This is a genomic window from Cupriavidus plantarum, from assembly GCF_905397285.1.
Lineage (GTDB): Bacteria > Pseudomonadota > Gammaproteobacteria > Burkholderiales > Burkholderiaceae > Cupriavidus > Cupriavidus plantarum.
In genome coordinates this window covers 1-15,849 of the sequence record NZ_CAJPUX010000011.1, presented here as the reverse complement: position 1 = coordinate 15,849, position 15,849 = coordinate 1, and the positions used below count along the sequence as shown (strand labels likewise).

Genomic DNA, 15,849 nt, shown 5'->3' with positions numbered 1-15,849 from the left:
GCCAGCGCAAGGCTGGCCTCAGGTCACCGGCCGCGATAGCGGCCCGGGGTCACGGCGTCAGGACTGCAACGCCTGGGCGAGCGTCTGCGCCGCCCGTTCCGCTGTCTCCACCTGCTCCGCTTCCACCATCACCCGGACCACGGGCTCGGTCCCCGACGCGCGGATCAGCACACGGCCGCGGCCTTCGAGCTCGGGCTCGACCTTCGCGCGCGCGGCCGCGAGGCCCGCGTGGGTCTTCCAGTCGAAGCCCTTCTCCACGCGCACGTTGATCAGGGTCTGCGGGAAGAGGCTCACGCCCTCGAGCATTTGCGAGAGGGTCTTGCCGCTGCGACGCAGCGCGGCGAGCACCTGCAGCGCGGAGACGATGCCGTCGCCCGTCGTATGGCGGTCCAGGCACAGCAGATGGCCGGAGCCCTCTCCGCCCAGCGTCCACTTGTTGCGATTGAGTTCTTCCAGCACGTAGCGGTCGCCGACGTTCGCGCGCACGAACGACACGCCCAGGCGCTTGAGCGCGAGCTCCACCGCCATGTTGGTCATCAGCGTGCCCACCGCGCCCTCGACCGTCTGACCGGCGGCCTGACGATCGCGCACGATCACGTACAGCAGTTCGTCGCCGTTGTAGAGACGGCCCGAGGCATCGACGACCTGCAGCCGGTCCGCGTCGCCGTCGAACGCGAGGCCCAGGTCCGCGCCATGCGCCTTGACCGCTTCCACGAGCTTGTCCGGCGCGGTCGCCCCGTAGCCTGCATTGATATTGCGGCCGTCCGGCTGGTTGCCGATCGAGACCACGTCCGCGCCCAGCTCATGGAACACGTGCGGAGCAATGTGATACGCGGCGCCGTGGGCGCAATCGACCACGATCTTCAGCCCATGCAGGTCCTGCTCGTATGGGAACGTGCTCTTGCAGAACTCGATGTAGCGGCCAGCGGCATCGTCGATGCGCCGTGCGCGGCCGAGGTCGTCCGAGCGCACGCAGGCCATCGGCTCCTCGAGGGCGGCTTCGATTTGCGACTCCACGGCATCGGGCAGCTTGTCGCCATTCGACGAGAAGAACTTGATGCCATTGTCGTAGTAAGGGTTGTGGCTGGCCGAGATGACCACGCCCGCCGCGAGGCGCAGCGCGCGCGTGAGGTAAGCGATGCCCGGCGTGGGCAGCGGCCCCGTCAGCAGCACGTTGACGCCGGCGGACGTAAAACCCGCCTCGAGCGCGGCTTCAAGCATGTAGCCAGAAATCCGCGTGTCCTTGCCGATCAGTACCGTCGGCTTGCCTTGCGTGGTCTTCTGGCTCAGGGCCAGCACCTTGCCCGCGGCATAGCCGAGGCGCATCACGAAATCCGGCGTGATCGGCGACTCGCCGACCCGGCCACGCACGCCATCGGTCCCGAAATATTTACGTGTCATCTGTTTTCGTTCTCCCAACCGATTCATGACGGATCGCCCACCACGTCTTGAGGGCGTCCACCGTTTGTTCTACGTCGTGCACGCGCACGATAAAGGCCCCGCGCTCCGCGGCGCAGACCGCGGCAGCCAGGCTGGCCGCGACGCGCTGCATCGGCGGCTTGCCCCCGATGATCGCACCGAGCGTCGACTTGCGCGACAAACCCGCCAGAATCGGCAGGTCATCGATCGCGAGCCGCGGCAACTGTGCGAGCAGACGGAGATTATGATCCGGGGTCTTGCCAAACCCAAAGCCCGGATCGAGTGAAATGCGCGCGGCACTGACGCCCGCCATCCGCAGGGTTGACACCCGTTCCCGCAGGAAATCGGCCACCTCCCCCACCACATCCGTGTATTGCGGGTCCTCCTGCATCGTCTGCGGGTCGCGCTGCATGTGCATGACGCACAACCCCGCATCGCCTTCCGTGACGGCTTCCACCGCGCCGGGCATCCGGAATCCCCAGATATCGTTGATCAGGTCGGCCCCGCCCGCCAGCGCGGCGCGCATGACCTCCGGCTTGTAGGTATCGATCGACAGCGGCTTGCCGCAACTGGCCAGCGCCTCGACGATCGGCATCACGCGCGCGAGCTCCTCGTCCAGCGGCAGCGCCGCGGATCCGGGCCGGCTCGATTCGCCGCCGATGTCGATGATGTCCACGCCCTCCGCGATCATTTGCTCCGCGTGCCGCAGCGCCGCGTCGCGCGAGGCATGGCGGCCGCCGTCGGAGAACGAGTCGGGCGTGACGTTGAGAATGCCCATCACGAGCGGGCGGCGATCGCGGGCGAACTGAAATCGCCCGCATTGGAAAACTGAATTCGTCATCGACGGGAGAGTACCAAAAGAAAAAGCCGGTGCGCAAAGGCACCGGCTTTTCATGCGGCGTCCGCCAGAATCAGGCGGTCGCGGGCGCGTTGCTCGGCGGGGTCACCGGCGAACCACCCGACGGGGTGTTGCCACCGCCGTTCGGGCCCGACACGCCACGCGGCGGGCGCGGCGGCTTGCCGGCCATGATGTCGTTGACCTGTTCGGCGTCGATCGTTTCCCACTCCATCAGCGCGTTGGTCATCGCTTCGACCTTGTCGCGGTTCTCTTCGAGCAGGCGCTTGGCCAGCGCGTATTGCTCGTCGATGATGCGGCGGATCTCGCTATCGACCTTCACCTGCGTCGCCTCGGAAACGGTCTTCGACGACAGCTTGCCGAACATGCCGTCCTGCTCGGTATCGACGTAGACCATCGCGCCGAGCGAATCGCTCATGCCGAAACGGGTCACCATGTCGCGAGCGATCTTGGTGGCGCGCTCGAAGTCGTTGGACGCCCCCGTGCTCATGGCGTTGAGGAAGACCTCTTCCGCCGCACGGCCGCCGAAGAGAATGGCGATCTCTTCCAGCATGTTGTCCTTGTACTTCGAATACTTGTCATGCTCCGGCAACTGCCAGGTCACGCCAAGCGCCCAGCCGCGCGGCATGATCGTGACCTTGTGCACGGGGTCGGCCTTCGGCAGCAGCTTCGCCACCACCGCGTGACCGGATTCGTGGTAAGCCGTGGCCTTGCGCTCTTCCTCGCGCATGACCGTCGACTTGCGCTCCGGACCCATATAGATCTTGTCCTTCGCATCCTCGAAGTCCTGCATGTCGACCACGCGCTTGTTGCGGCGTGCGGCGAACAGCGCGGCCTCGTTCACGAGGTTCGCGAGGTCGGCGCCCGAGAAGCCCGGGGTACCACGCGCGATCACCGAGGCGTCCACGTCGTTGCCGATGGGCACCTTGCGCATATGGACCTTCAGGATCTGCTCGCGGCCGCGGATATCCGGCAGACCGACGTAGACCTGGCGGTCGAAACGGCCCGGACGCAGCAGCGCCTTGTCCAGAACGTCCGAACGGTTCGTCGCGGCGATCACGATCACACCCGAATTCGCCTCGAAGCCGTCCATCTCGACCAGCATCTGGTTCAGGGTCTGTTCGCGCTCGTCGTTACCGCCACCCATGCCGGCGCCACGATGACGGCCGACCGCGTCGATTTCGTCGATGAACACGATGCAGGGAGCCTGCTTCTTGGCGTTCTCGAACATGTCGCGGACGCGGGCCGCGCCCACACCGACGAACATTTCAACGAAGTCCGAACCGGAGATGCTGAAAAACGGCACCTTGGCTTCGCCGGCGATAGCGCGCGCCAGCAGCGTCTTGCCGGTACCCGGAGGGCCCACCAGCAGCACGCCGCGCGGAATACGGCCGCCCAGCTTCTGGAATTTCTGCGGATCTTTCAGGAAGTCGACCAGCTCGACCACTTCTTCCTTGGATTCGTCGCAGCCGGCGACGTCCTGGAAGGTGACCGCGTTCTGGTTCTCGTCGATCAGCCGCGCGCGCGACTTGCCAAACGAGAAGGCGCCGCCTTTCCCGCCGCCCTGCATCTGCCGCATCATGTAGAACCAGAACACGATGATCAGCAGGGTGGGCCCGAGATAATAGAGCGCCTGAACGAGGACGTTCGGCTCGTCGTCGGCCTTGCCGGTGACCTGCACGCCGTACTTCATCAGGTCGCCGACCATCCAGATGTCGCCCGGCGAGATGATGGTGTACTTGGTGCCTTCCTTCGGTGTCACCACCAGGTTCCGGCCCTGCACGTCGACGCGGCTCACCTTGCCATTCTTGGCGTCATCCATGAACTGCGAATAGGTGACGCCGTCCTGAGCGCGAGGTTTGTCGAACTGCTTGAAGACGGTGAACAATACCAGCGCGATCACGAGCCAGATTGCCGCCTTTTGAAACAGGTTGTTATTCAAGGCCGAACTCCTTTGCAATTGCCTTGCCAACGGGATAGCTGCATTGCATTGTAATGCAGCGCCCGTTCCTGGGGGTGAAACGCAAAACTATCGGACCGATAGTGCCTGGATAGGCTCAATCGACCGTTTTCAGATGCCGCCCAAGAATAAAGGTTTCCGACGACTTGTCGCGCGACGCCTTGGGCTTGCGCTTCGCGACCACCTTGAACTGGCGTTTGAACTTTTCCACGATCTGGCTATAGCCGCTACCGTGGAAACACTTTACCAGCAAAGCACCGTCTGGCTTCAGGTGGGCCTGGGCAAATTCCAGCGCGAGGTCGCACAGATACTCGATACGCGCGGAGTCGGCCGAGGCCACACCTGACAAATTGGGGGCCATGTCCGAGATAACAAGGTCGATTCTCGACCCGCCGGATGCCGCCAGCACGACCGATTCGAGCTCCCGGAACACCGACTCCTCTCGGAAATCGCCCTGAATGAACGTGACGTCCGCCACGGGTTCCATAGGCAGAATATCGATCGCCACCACCGCGCCGTCGATTTTCCCGTCCTTCGCCCGCGGCGAGGCCGCAAGCCGGTTACGGGCATACTGGCTCCAGCTGCCGGGCGCCGCGCCGAGGTCAACGACGACGCTGCCGGGCTTGATCAGCTTGTCCTGCTCGTCGATTTCCTTGAGCTTGTAGGCGGCCCGGGCGCGATAGCCCTCCCGCTGGGCCATCTTGACGTACGGATCGTTGATATGGTCGTGCAGCCACGACTGGTTGAACTTGTTCTTGGCCATGCTGTGCCGTTTCCCGCCCGAGATTTCATGATCTCGCGCAGGAATCTGTCCCTTTTTCCTGATGTTTACCGCCTGAGGACGCGGTTTTGGCGGATAATACGCGCCACTTTGCCTTTGCAGATCTCATGCCCGCACTACAACTGATCCCCGCCCAGCGTTCCGAACTCCGCTCCCGTGCCCACGGCCTCAATCCCGTCGTGATGGTCGGCGGCGAAGGTCTCACGCGCGCGGTCCTGGCCGAGATCGACCGCAGCCTGGCGGCACATGATCTCATCAAGATCCGCGTGTTCGGCGACGAACGCGACGCGCGTATCGCCATTTACGACGCCATCTGCGACGAGCTCGACGCCGCCCCGATCCAGCACATCGGCAAGCTGCTGGTCGTCTGGCGTCCGGGTCCGGCCCGCCTGAAGGAAAACCAGCCCGACGATACCGGCCGCCGCATGCTGAAGCGTAGCGGCGGCGCTGCACCGCGTACCGTGACCATCCGCAAGCCGAGCGCGGCGCCGAATCGCCGTCCGACGCGCAAGGAAGTTACCGTGCTGGGCAATGAACGCGTGACGGCGGGCGGTACGGTCAAGCGTTCGCGTGCACGCCCGGCCAGCCAGAAGAAGAAGTCGCTCGGCTAGTCCCTCGACGCGCTAGCCCGTCGCCCATTCCGCCGAGCGGAGCCTCCTCTCACCCTCTCCCCGCGGGAGAGGGGTGTATCACTCCCCTGCCGACCGCGGCGCCGACGCGCGCCACACCAGCACCAGCGCCAGCACGCTGTGCACGAGGTAAATCACGCTCGACACGCCGTGCAGCATCCCGAACTGGGACTTGTACTGCGACTCCGACACGCCGACACCGGCGGCCTGCGCCTTGGCGCGCAGGCTTTCCATGAACGGCTGCACGCCGAAATACCCCGCCAGCACGCATACCAGCATGGCCAGCACGATCCAGCGCAGCGCGCGGTATCGCGCCGCCCCGCGGCGGATCATCACGTTGCACAGCACGAGCTGCAGCACGCCGATCGTCACGCCAAGGATCGCCTCGGTGCGGAACAGGTGCCCCGCGATCATGCCGGCGGTTTCCCGGCTCGGGAGCACCGAAAACAGCGTCGGCGCGACCATGTACCCGACGGTCCACAGGCTGCCCGCCCAGATCACCGTCAACAGCAGAAAGATGCGATGCGGCAGCGGGGGCAGGTTCGAATAGGAGGACGAGAACACAGCCGGCCGCCCGTCAGACGTAGCGGACGGTGACCACTTCGTATTCGCGCTCGCCACCCGGGGCGAGCACGGTGGCGACGTCGCCCTCGAACTTGCCGATCAGGGCGCGGGCGATGGGCGAGCTGACGGAAATCTTTCCCGAATCGATATCGGCTTCATCGTCGCCGACGATCTGGTAGCTGACGTTCTTGCCGGACTCGAGGTCCTCGAGGTCCACGGTCGCGCCGAACACGATGCGGCCGTCGGTATCCAGCTGGGTCGGGTCGATGACCTGGGCGGCGGACAGCTTGGCTTCCACTTCCAGGATGCGTCCCTCGATGAAGGCCTGCTTTTCCTTGGCGGCATCGTACTCGGCGTTCTCGGATAGGTCGCCCTGCGCACGCGCTTCAGAGATGGCGTTGATCACCGCAGGACGTTCGACGGCCTTGAGGCGCTGCAGCTCTTCCTTCAGGAGTTCCGCGCCACGCTTGGTAATCGGAATGGTGCTCATGTCTCGTTCAACAAAAAAATGAGCCGCAGCGGAGCTGGAACCATGCCTCTGGAATGAAACGCCAAAGGCACTTCCGCTCGACCGCGGCTTTCAGATGAGGTTCGGGAGGCCGCAAAAGCAATGCCTCGCCCGAACGGCGAATTCGACGTAGTGTAGGCCATTACGCCCGCCGGTATCAACCCAGTGAAATGCTGGGTTGCAATTGGATATTCGGATCCGGCGGGCGGCGCGCTCAGGCGAGCGACGCGTGCAGGCCTTGCAGGTCGTACACCTCGAGGCTCTGCATGTGCTTGAGCCCTTCGACCGCGGCGCGGGCGCCAGCGATCGTGGTGTAGTACGGCACGCGGTTGGCCAGCGCGGCGATGCGGATCGAACGCGAATCCGCGATGGCGGTACGCGTCTCATCGACCGTCGTGAAGACCAGCGCGAGTTCGCCGTTCTTGATCATGTCCACGATGTGCGGACGGCCGTCCTTGACCTTGTTGACCACGCGCACGGGGATGCCGGCCGCTTCGATCGCGGACGCCGTGCCGCGCGTCGCCACGATCGGGTAGCCCAGGTCGTGCAGCATGCGGGCGACGCCCACCGCGCGGACCTTGTCGCTGTCCTTGACCGTGATGAGCACGGTGCCCTTCTCGGGCAGGCGCGAACCGGCCGCGAGCTGGCTCTTGAACAGCGCCTCGCCGAACACCTTGCCCACGCCCATGACTTCACCGGTCGAGCGCATTTCAGGTCCAAGCACCGGATCGACGCCCGGGAACTTGTTGAACGGGAACACCGCCTCCTTGACGCTGTAGTACGGCGGCACGACTTCTTCGCCAATGTTCTGCGAATCGAGCGTCTGGCCGGCCATGCAGCGCGCGGCGATCTTGGCGAGCGACAGGCCCGTGGCCTTGGACACGTACGGCACCGTCCGCGAGGCGCGCGGGTTCACTTCCAGCACGTAGACGGTGTCCTTGCCGTCGGCCTGCTGGATCGCGAACTGCACGTTCATCAGGCCGATCACGTTCAGGGCCTTGGCCATCGCAGCGGTCTGGCGCTTGAGTTCGTCCACGGTGTCCTGCGACAGCGAGTACGGCGGAAGCGAGCACGCGGAGTCGCCCGAGTGGACGCCTGCCTGCTCGATGTGCTCCATCACGCCGCCGATGAACACGCGCTGGCCATCGCTCAGCGCATCCACGTCGCACTCGATCGCATCGTTCAGGAAGCGGTCCAGCAGCACGGGGGAGTCGTTCGACACCTTGACGGCCTCGCGCATATAGCGCTCGAGGTCGCGCGGCTCGTGCACGATTTCCATCGCGCGGCCGCCCAGCACGTACGAGGGACGCACCACCAGCGGGTAGCCGATTTCCTCGGCCAGACGCAGGGCTTCGTCCTCCGCGCGCGCGGTGCGGTTCGGCGGCTGGCGCAGGCCGAGTTCGTTGAGCAGCTTCTGGAAGCGCTCGCGGTCTTCGGCCGCATCGATCATGTCCGGGCTCGTGCCGATGATGGGCACGCCGTTGGCTTCCAGGTCCAGCGCGAGCTTCAGCGGCGTCTGGCCGCCGTACTGCACGATCACGCCGACCGGCTTTTCCTTGTCCACGATCTCGAGCACGTCCTCGAGCGTCAGCGGCTCGAAATACAGGCGGTCCGAGGTGTCGTAGTCCGTGGAAACCGTTTCCGGGTTGCAGTTGACCATGATGGTTTCATAGCCATCCTCGCGCAGCGCGAGGGCCGCGTGCACGCAGCAGTAGTCGAACTCGATGCCCTGACCGATCCGGTTCGGGCCACCGCCCAGCACCATGATCTTGCGGTTGCCCGTGGGATCCGCTTCGCACTCGCCATGCTCGGCCTCGTAGGTCGAGTACATGTACGCGGTGTTGGTCGCGAATTCGGCGGCGCAGGTGTCCACGCGCTTGTAGACCGGACGCACGTTGTTGGCGATACGCGCCTCGCGCACGGCCTTGGCGTCGGTCTTCAGCAGACGCGCCAGGCGGCGGTCGGAGAAGCCCTTCTGCTTCAGGTGGCGCAGCTCGACGGCCGACAGGCTGTCCAGCGTGCGCGCGCGCACGAGGCCTTCGGTCTTGACGAGGTCTTCGATCTGCGCGAGGAACCACGGGTCGATCGCGGTCTCGGCATAGACTTCCTCGAGCGACATGCCGAGGCGGAATGCGTCACCGACGTACCAGATACGATCCGGACCCGCTTCTCCGATCTCCTCGATCACTTCGTCGCGATCGGTGGACTTTTCGTCCAGGCCGTCCACGCCGACCTCGAGGCCGCGCAGCGCCTTCTGGAACGATTCCTGGAACGTACGGCCCATGGCCATCACCTCGCCCACCGACTTCATCTGCGTGGTCAGGTGGCTGTCGGCCTGCGGGAATTTTTCGAACGCGAAACGCGGCACCTTGGTGACCACGTAGTCGATCGACGGTTCGAACGAGGCCGGGGTCTGGCCGCCGGTGATCTCGTTCTTCAGTTCGTCCAGCGTGTAGCCCACGGCCAGCTTGGCCGCGACCTTGGCGATCGGGAAGCCCGTGGCCTTCGAGGCCAGCGCCGACGAGCGCGACACGCGCGGGTTCATCTCGATGACGATCATGCGACCGTCCTTCGGGTTGATCGAGAACTGTACGTTCGAGCCGCCGGTGTCCACGCCGATCTCGCGCAGCACGGCCAGCGATGCGTTACGCAGGATCTGGTATTCCTTGTCGGTCAGCGTCTGGGCCGGGGCAACGGTGATCGAATCGCCCGTGTGGATGCCCATCGGGTCCAGGTTTTCGATCGAGCAGATGATGATGCAGTTGTCGTTGCGGTCGCGCACGACTTCCATCTCGTACTCTTTCCAGCCGAGCAGCGACTCTTCGATCAGCAGCTCGCGCGTCGGCGACAGGTCCAGGCCGCGCTTGCAGATCTCTTCGAATTCTTCGCGGTTGTAAGCGATGCCGCCGCCCGTGCCGCCCAGCGTAAACGACGGACGGATGACGATCGGGTAGCCGCCGGTGCCGGTTTCCTGCGCGATGCGGCCCTGCACGGCCATCGCCTCGTCCATCGAATGCGCGATGCCGGACTTGGCCGAGCCGAGACCGATCTTGGTCATCGCGTCCTTGAACTTCTGGCGGTCCTCGGCCTTGTCGATTGCCTCGGGCGACGCGCCGATCAGTTCCACCTTGTACTTGTCCAGCACGCCATGGCGATGCAGGTCCAGCGCGCAGTTCAGCGCCGTCTGGCCGCCCATCGTCGGCAGGATCGCGTCGGGGCGTTCCTTCTCGATGATGCGCTCCACCACTTCCCACGTGATCGGCTCGATGTAGGTCACGTCGGCCGTGTTCGGGTCCGTCATGATCGTGGCCGGGTTCGAGTTGACCAGCACCACGCGGAAGCCTTCCTCGCGCAGCGCCTTGCAGGCCTGTGCGCCGGAATAGTCGAATTCACACGCCTGGCCGATGATGATCGGGCCCGCGCCGATGATGAGGATGGTTTGAATGTCTGTGCGCTTTGGCATTGCACGCTCTCTTTTGTGGCCGGCACGCGAAACTGTCGCGCACCGCGCCGGATATCAGGATATGGCCGCTCGTCAGTTCAGGGTGGCCGTGGCCAGCTTGGCGCTGAAGCCCAGGAACATCGCGCCGACGCCGCTCGTCATGCCCGCCGAAAGGCGGCGGCGCCTGCGGAACGCGTCGGCGAGCCGCGCGCCCACGAGGATGATCGTGGTCAGGTACGCAAAGCTGCAGACTTGGCACACGAGCCCCAGCGCGACGAACGACAGCGCGGGGTAGCCGAATTGCGGATCGACGAATTGGATGAAGAACGAGATGAAGAACAGGATCGCCTTCGGGTTCAGCAGGCTGATGACCAGCGCCTTGCGGAACGGGCTCGGCGATGCGGCCGCCGGGACCTGTGCCGCTTCCGCGGCGCCCGCGTCCACGGCTTCTGCCCGCCGCAGCCACGCGCGTACCGCGCCGCGAAGCATCTGCAGGCCGATCCACGCCAGGTAGCCCGCGCCCACGTACTTGACGACGTGGAACAGGCCCGGGCTCGCCTTCAGCAGCGACGCCACGCCCGCGGCGGACAGCACCATCAGGATCGCATCGCCGAGGAAGACGCCGCACGCCCCGCGGTAGCCCGCGCGGATGCCGCGCTGGGCCGCGATCGACAGCACATACATCGAGTTCGGCCCCGGCAGCAGCACGATGAAGATCGTGCCGAGCAGGAAGGTCCAGAAATCGGTAATGCCGAGCGTGGCGTGCATGAAGGCGTTCATCGCGTTCTCACTTTCCGGTCTTATTGCTTCGCGTCCTTCATCAGCTTGATGAAGCGGTCGAACAGGTACGCGACATCGTGCGGGCCCGGCGACGCTTCCGGGTGACCCTGGAAGCAGAACGCGGGCTTGTCGGTCAGCGTGAAACCCTGCAGCGAACCGTCGAACAGCGACGTATGCGTGACGCGCACGTTGGACGGCAGCGTATCCGCATCCACCGCGAAGCCGTGGTTCTGCGAGGTGATCACGACGCGGCCGTCGTCCATGTCCTTGACCGGATGGTTGGCGCCGTGGTGGCCGAACTTCATCTTCAGCGTCTTGGCGCCCACCGCGAGGGCCATGATCTGGTGGCCCAGGCAGATGCCGAACGTCGGGATGCCGCGCGCGATGAATTCGCGCGTGGCGGCAATCGCGTAGTCGCACGGTTCCGGATCGCCGGGGCCGTTCGACAGGAAGATGCCGTCCGGATTCAGCGCGAGCGCGTCGGCGGCGCTGGCCTGCGCGGGCAGCACCGTCACCTTGCAGCCGCGGGCCGCCAGCATGCGCAGGATGTTGAACTTGACGCCGTAGTCATAGGCGACCACGTGGAACTGCGGCTTGTCCTGCCTGCCGTAGCCCGACTCGAGCGACCACTCCGATTGCGTCCACTCGTACGGCTCGCGCACGGACACGACCTTGGCCAGGTCCATGCCGGCCAGGCCGGGGAACGAGCGCGCGAGGTCGATGGCCTTCTGGACATTGTCCTCGCCGGCCAGGATGCAGCCGTTCTGAGCGCCCTTCTCGCGCAGGATGCGCGTGAGCTTGCGCGTGTCGATGCCGGCGATGGCAACGACCTTCTCCTGCTTGAGGTAATGACCGAGCGTGTGCTGCTTGCGGAAGTTGGAGGCCAGGATCGGCAGATCCTTGATGATCAGGCCGGCGGCATGGACTTTCGTGGCTTCGACATCCTCAACGTTCACGCCGTAATTGCCGATATGCGGATACGTCAGCGTGACGATCTGCCGGGAATAGCTGGGATCGGTGAGGATTTCCTGATAACCGGTGATGGCGGTGTTGAACACCACTTCGCCGATGGTATGGCCGGAAGCGCCAATGGAATAGCCACGAAAGACCGTGCCGTCTGCAAGCGCGAGGATGGCGGACGGAAAAGACGGTAACACGGGTAGGCTCCTGCTGGATTCACCCCGTGACCGACCTGCACAACGCATCCCTGCCCAGGGCCGCGACCGAGGGCAGCGTTTTCAGCACATTTGGCGCGATCGAACGAACGGATCGAACGATTTGCGCGAAGTGGAAAATGCTCGCCAGAGTCAGGGGCGACCGAAGACGGCGGAAGGTTGGAGTTCCGGTAGTTGGCGGTAGGCGCTAGGGTGAAGGGTTCTGAAAGCGAAACTTTCGAATTATATCCTGCGCCGCCCAATTTCTCAAGTTTTCAAGGACTTGGCGACGACCATCGCCGCCCCGTCAAACCCTATTCGGCCATCGCCGCCTTGATCTGCTCGAGCGCCGTCGGGTCCTCGATGGTCGTCAAGTCGCCCGGATCGCGGCCCTCGGCCACCGCCTGGATCGCGCGCCGCAGCAGCTTGCCCGACCGCGTCTTCGGCAGCGCGTTGACAAAATACACACGCGACGGACGGGCGACCGCGCCCAGTTGCCGGTCCACGGTCTTCATCAGTTCCCCCTCCAGCGCCATGCGATCGGCCGCCGTCGCCGTGCGCCCCGCGTCGCGTGCGATGCAGAAGCCCATGGCCACCTGCCCCTTGAGCGCGTCCTGCACCCCCACCACCGCCACCTCCGCCACGCCGGCATGCGACGACAGGCTCTCCTCGATCTCGCGCGTCCCGAGCCGGTGCCCCGCCACGTTGATCACGTCGTCGGTCCGGCCGAGGATGAAGACATAGCCATCCTCGTCCCGCACGCCCCAGTCGAACGTCGAGTAGCTCTGCCGGTTCGGCACCGCCGACCAATACGTCCGCACGAATCGGTCGTCATCGCCCCACACCGTGCTCATGCACCCCGGCGGCAACGGATAGTCGATCGCGACCACGCCCTTCTGCCCCGGCGGGCACTCCTCGCCCGTCACCTCGTCAACGATGCGCAGGTCGTAGCCGTAAGCCGGCACGCCCGGCGACCCGAGCTTGGCGGGCAACGCCTCCACCCCGCGCTGGATCGCGATGATCGGCCACCCCGACTCGGTCTGCCAGTAGTTGTCCACCACAGGCTTGCCGATCCCATCCTGAATCCACCGCGCAGTGGGCTCGTCGAGCGGCTCGCCGGCCAGAAAGAGCAGACGCAGGCTGGACAGATCGTGCTGCCGCAGCAGCGCCGGGTCCTGCTTCTTGAGCACGCGGATCGCGGTCGGCGCGGTGAAGAGCAGGTTCACGCCATACCGCTCCACGAGGCGCCACAGGATGCCGCCATCGGGCCGGATCGGCGTGCCTTCGTACATCACGGTGCTCATGCCCGCGAGCAGCGGCGCGTAGACGATATAGCTGTGCCCGACCACCCAGCCGACATCGGACGCGGTGAACATGGTGTCGCCGGGCTTGCCGCAGAAGATGTACTCCATCGACGTGGCGAGCGCGACCGCATAGCCGCCCGTGTCGCGCTGCACGCCCTTGGGCTTGCCCGTCGTGCCCGAGGTGTAGAGCACGTAGGACGGCTCGTTCGACTCGAGCCACACGCACGGCACATCGGTGCCGGCCACGCGTTCGCGCCAGCTCGCGTAGTCTTCATCGCGGCCTGCCTCGCGCGACATCTCCGCCAGCTTGCGATCGACGAGCAGCACCTTGCCGGGCTTGTGCGAGGCGAGACGAATGGCTTCGTCAAGCAACGGCTTGTAGGGCACCACCTTGCCCGCGCGCGAGCCGGCGTCCGCACTGACGATGACAGCCGGCCTTGCGTCGTCGATGCGCGCGGCGAGGCTCACCGACGCAAACCCGCCGAAAACCACGGAATGGATCGCGCCGATGCGCGTGCACGCGAGCATCGCGAACAGCGCCTCGGGGATCATCGGCATATAGACAAGCACCCGATCGCCCTTCCCCACACCGAGGGATTGGAGGATCGCGGCCATGCGCACGACCTCGTCATGCAACTGCGCGTAGGTATAGACGCGCGCTTCGTCCGTCTCCGTCGAAACGTACACGAGCGCGCGCGCGTCCGAACGCTCGGGCAGATGCCGGTCGATCGCGTTGTGGCAGATATTGGTGCGCCCGCCGACGAACCAGCGCGCGAACGGCGCGCGGCTGTCGTCGAGAACGCGCTCGAACGGTGTTTCCCACTCGATACGCGCCGCCTGCTCGGCCCAGAACCCCTGCGGGTCGGCGAGCGACCGCGCGTGCATGGCACGGCTTGCCGTCATGATGTCGTCTCCTCCTGCGTTGCCTGCAGATCCGCTGGCGCTTGCCTGCCAACGCATGGCAGCGATGGCTGGCCGGCCGGCTACTTGTTCGCGGCGCTCACGGCATTGTCGGCATTCGGCGTCTTCGGCACGCAGGGTGCCGGCAACGTCTTGAGCCTGGCGCGTATCGCGCGCATTCGTGCCGGAGAATCTACCATGACTGCATCCACGCCGAGCCGCATCGCCTCGCAATAGTCGGCCTTGTCGTTTACCCCAAAGGCGACCAGATTCACGGCGCTGCGCGACCGATAGCAGGCGACGCTACGCGGATTCCAGAATGCGGCGCGCGTGACCGTCTCGCCTTTGCCCAGGGTGAACGTCTCCGTGACCGTGACCTTGCGGTGCAATTCGAAGCCGGCCCACGTGCCGTTGCCGGGCGCATCGCAGCGGCCGCCCAGCGTCGCGTCGGCGAGCCGCTGCCGCGTGGCATCGCGGGATTCGAACAGGCGCGCCTTCGGGTACGCGGCAAACGTCCGCTGGTAGTCGGCCTCCGTCGAGTAGATGAGCACGCGGCCCCAGGCGCCCTCCTTGTCCAGCACCTTCGCCACGGCCACCGTCTGCAAGGCCGCGGGCATGGCCTTCATGTCAAGCACGACGGGCACGCTGGCGGGTATCCGCTGCAACGCCTCGCGCAGGGTCGGTATGCGGAGCGGACGCTCGCGGTAGGGATGGAGGGGCGGCTCCACTTTCGCGGGGCCCGTGAACGTCCAGCCCGCATTCAGCTGTTGCAACTGTTCGAGCGTCATGCCGGCGACGGGGCCCTTGCCATCGGTCAGGCTGGACAGGTCGGCGGGGCGGTATAGCACGGGCACGTCATCCGCGCTCAGCTGCACGGACAGCCAGATCATGTCGGCGCCATTGGCGAGGGCGGTGTCGATCGCGAGAATCGTGTTCTCCGGCCGGTCCGCGGTGCCGCCGCGATGGGCGATGAGCTTCGGGAACGGCAACGCCCCGGCTGCCGATGCTGGCGCTGACGATGGCGAGGATGACGGCAAGGACGACGTCGAGGAGGGGGCAGAAGATGGAGCGGTGGCGGAGGGTACGGAAGAGGCGGAAGCTGAGGGATCGGACCAGGGCATCGCACCCGATGGTGGGAGCACCACGGTCGGCGAGCACGACGCTGCCATCGTGACACTGGTGGACAACAGCAACAACGAAGTAAAACGTCTGCGCGACATGGTCGACTCCGGTTGACAAGGTCATCCTCAGAGTGTCTTCCCATGCGCCAGTGCCCGAATTCGAAGCGGCGCGCCGCACTTGGTTGATCGGGATCAAGTGCCGCACGCCTTGGGCCCCGCATCGGGCCTACATCAGATCGTCGTTCGCTTAAATGGGACGGATCGCGGGACGGGCCGCTTAAACGGGACCGATCGCCAAACGTCCATCACCGTCCATCAATGCCCGCCACGCTTGCTGGCGCTCGCCTTTGGCGCGGCTTTCGCGGGGGCGGCCGCGCGCGCGGGGGCGGGCGCAGGGGCGGCCTTGGCGGGCCTGGCCGACTTGCGCGCGG

General features: G+C 65.5%; 13 protein-coding genes. 2 read left to right on the top strand and 11 right to left on the bottom strand.

The window, feature by feature from the left end:
• Positions 1 to 57: 57 nt before the first annotated feature.
• The 4 genes from glmM to KHP16_RS25995 form a co-directional block, all read right to left on the bottom strand.
• Positions 58 to 1,401, bottom strand: a complete 1,344-nt coding sequence (glmM, locus tag KHP16_RS26010) for a phosphoglucosamine mutase (RefSeq protein WP_109580654.1) — start codon at positions 1,399 to 1,401, stop codon at positions 58 to 60.
• The gene (gene folP, locus KHP16_RS26005; RefSeq protein ID WP_211961431.1) at positions 1,391 to 2,260 is read right to left on the bottom strand and encodes a dihydropteroate synthase; all 870 of its coding nucleotides are present in this window, start codon (positions 2,258 to 2,260) and stop codon (positions 1,391 to 1,393) included. The genes glmM and folP overlap by 11 nt, the downstream gene beginning before the upstream one ends.
• Before the next feature lie 70 nt (positions 2,261 to 2,330).
• A complete protein-coding gene (ftsH, locus tag KHP16_RS26000) occupies positions 2,331 to 4,217 on the bottom strand; it encodes an ATP-dependent zinc metalloprotease FtsH (RefSeq protein WP_109580652.1) in 1,887 nt (628 codons plus the stop codon).
• A gap of 115 nt (positions 4,218 to 4,332) precedes the next feature.
• Complete coding sequence (locus tag KHP16_RS25995; protein ID WP_109580651.1) at positions 4,333 to 4,998, bottom strand: RlmE family RNA methyltransferase; 666 nt, start codon at positions 4,996 to 4,998, stop codon at positions 4,333 to 4,335.
• A 125-nt stretch (positions 4,999 to 5,123) separates the two neighbouring features.
• On the opposite strand from KHP16_RS25995, the gene KHP16_RS25990 reads away from it, so the two are divergent.
• Positions 5,124 to 5,627 (top strand): YhbY family RNA-binding protein, encoded by a 504-nt coding sequence (locus KHP16_RS25990; RefSeq protein WP_109580650.1) that lies wholly within the window; start codon positions 5,124 to 5,126, stop codon positions 5,625 to 5,627.
• Between the two features lie 78 nt (positions 5,628 to 5,705).
• Here the strand turns inward: KHP16_RS25990 and KHP16_RS25985 are convergent, their stop codons facing one another.
• The 7 genes from KHP16_RS25985 to KHP16_RS25955 form a co-directional block, all read right to left on the bottom strand.
• A complete protein-coding gene (locus KHP16_RS25985; RefSeq protein WP_109580649.1) occupies positions 5,706 to 6,209 on the bottom strand; it encodes a DUF4149 domain-containing protein in 504 nt (167 codons plus the stop codon).
• Between the two features lie 13 nt (positions 6,210 to 6,222).
• Positions 6,223 to 6,699, bottom strand: coding sequence for a transcription elongation factor GreA (gene greA, locus KHP16_RS25980; protein ID WP_109580648.1), 477 nt, complete (start codon positions 6,697 to 6,699; stop codon positions 6,223 to 6,225).
• Between the two features lie 232 nt (positions 6,700 to 6,931).
• Positions 6,932 to 10,180: a carbamoyl-phosphate synthase large subunit gene (gene carB, locus KHP16_RS25975; RefSeq protein WP_109580647.1), complete on the bottom strand. Its 3,249-nt coding sequence runs from the start codon at positions 10,178 to 10,180 to the stop codon at positions 6,932 to 6,934.
• Positions 10,181 to 10,252: 72 nt separating this feature from the next.
• The gene (gene leuE / locus KHP16_RS25970) at positions 10,253 to 10,939 is read right to left on the bottom strand and encodes a leucine efflux protein LeuE (RefSeq protein WP_115952531.1); all 687 of its coding nucleotides are present in this window, start codon (positions 10,937 to 10,939) and stop codon (positions 10,253 to 10,255) included.
• A 20-nt stretch (positions 10,940 to 10,959) separates the two neighbouring features.
• Positions 10,960 to 12,096, bottom strand: a complete 1,137-nt coding sequence (gene carA, locus KHP16_RS25965; RefSeq protein ID WP_115952532.1) for a glutamine-hydrolyzing carbamoyl-phosphate synthase small subunit — start codon at positions 12,094 to 12,096, stop codon at positions 10,960 to 10,962.
• A 311-nt stretch (positions 12,097 to 12,407) separates the two neighbouring features.
• A complete protein-coding gene (locus tag KHP16_RS25960) occupies positions 12,408 to 14,300 on the bottom strand; it encodes a propionate--CoA ligase (protein ID WP_121490699.1) in 1,893 nt (630 codons plus the stop codon).
• An 80-nt stretch (positions 14,301 to 14,380) separates the two neighbouring features.
• Positions 14,381 to 15,286, bottom strand: coding sequence for a glycerophosphodiester phosphodiesterase family protein (locus KHP16_RS25955; protein ID WP_244214463.1), 906 nt, complete (start codon positions 15,284 to 15,286; stop codon positions 14,381 to 14,383).
• On the opposite strand from KHP16_RS25955, the gene KHP16_RS28490 reads away from it, so the two are divergent.
• The gene (locus KHP16_RS28490; RefSeq protein WP_244214464.1) at positions 15,267 to 15,533 is read left to right on the top strand and encodes a hypothetical protein; all 267 of its coding nucleotides are present in this window, start codon (positions 15,267 to 15,269) and stop codon (positions 15,531 to 15,533) included. The genes KHP16_RS25955 and KHP16_RS28490 overlap by 20 nt on opposite strands.
• Positions 15,534 to 15,849: the final 316 nt, after the last annotated feature.

Excerpts from the sequence above, each read along its gene's own strand:
- glmM (WP_109580654.1), bottom strand. The coding sequence starts at position 1,401 with ATGACACGTAAATATTTCGGGACCGATGGCGTGCGTGGCCGGGTCGGC.
- folP (WP_211961431.1), bottom strand. The coding sequence starts at position 2,260 with ATGACGAATTCAGTTTTCCAATGCGGGCGATTTCAGTTCGCCCGCGAT.
- KHP16_RS25995 (WP_109580651.1), bottom strand. The coding sequence starts at position 4,998 with ATGGCCAAGAACAAGTTCAACCAGTCGTGGCTGCACGACCATATCAAC.
- KHP16_RS25990 (WP_109580650.1), top strand. The coding sequence starts at position 5,124 with ATGCCCGCACTACAACTGATCCCCGCCCAGCGTTCCGAACTCCGCTCC.
- greA (WP_109580648.1), bottom strand. The coding sequence starts at position 6,699 with ATGAGCACCATTCCGATTACCAAGCGTGGCGCGGAACTCCTGAAGGAA.
- carB (WP_109580647.1), bottom strand. The coding sequence starts at position 10,180 with ATGCCAAAGCGCACAGACATTCAAACCATCCTCATCATCGGCGCGGGC.
- leuE (WP_115952531.1), bottom strand. The coding sequence starts at position 10,939 with ATGAACGCCTTCATGCACGCCACGCTCGGCATTACCGATTTCTGGACC.
- KHP16_RS25960 (WP_121490699.1), bottom strand. The coding sequence starts at position 14,300 with ATGACGGCAAGCCGTGCCATGCACGCGCGGTCGCTCGCCGACCCGCAG.
- KHP16_RS28490 (WP_244214464.1), top strand. The coding sequence starts at position 15,267 with ATGAGCTTCGGGAACGGCAACGCCCCGGCTGCCGATGCTGGCGCTGAC.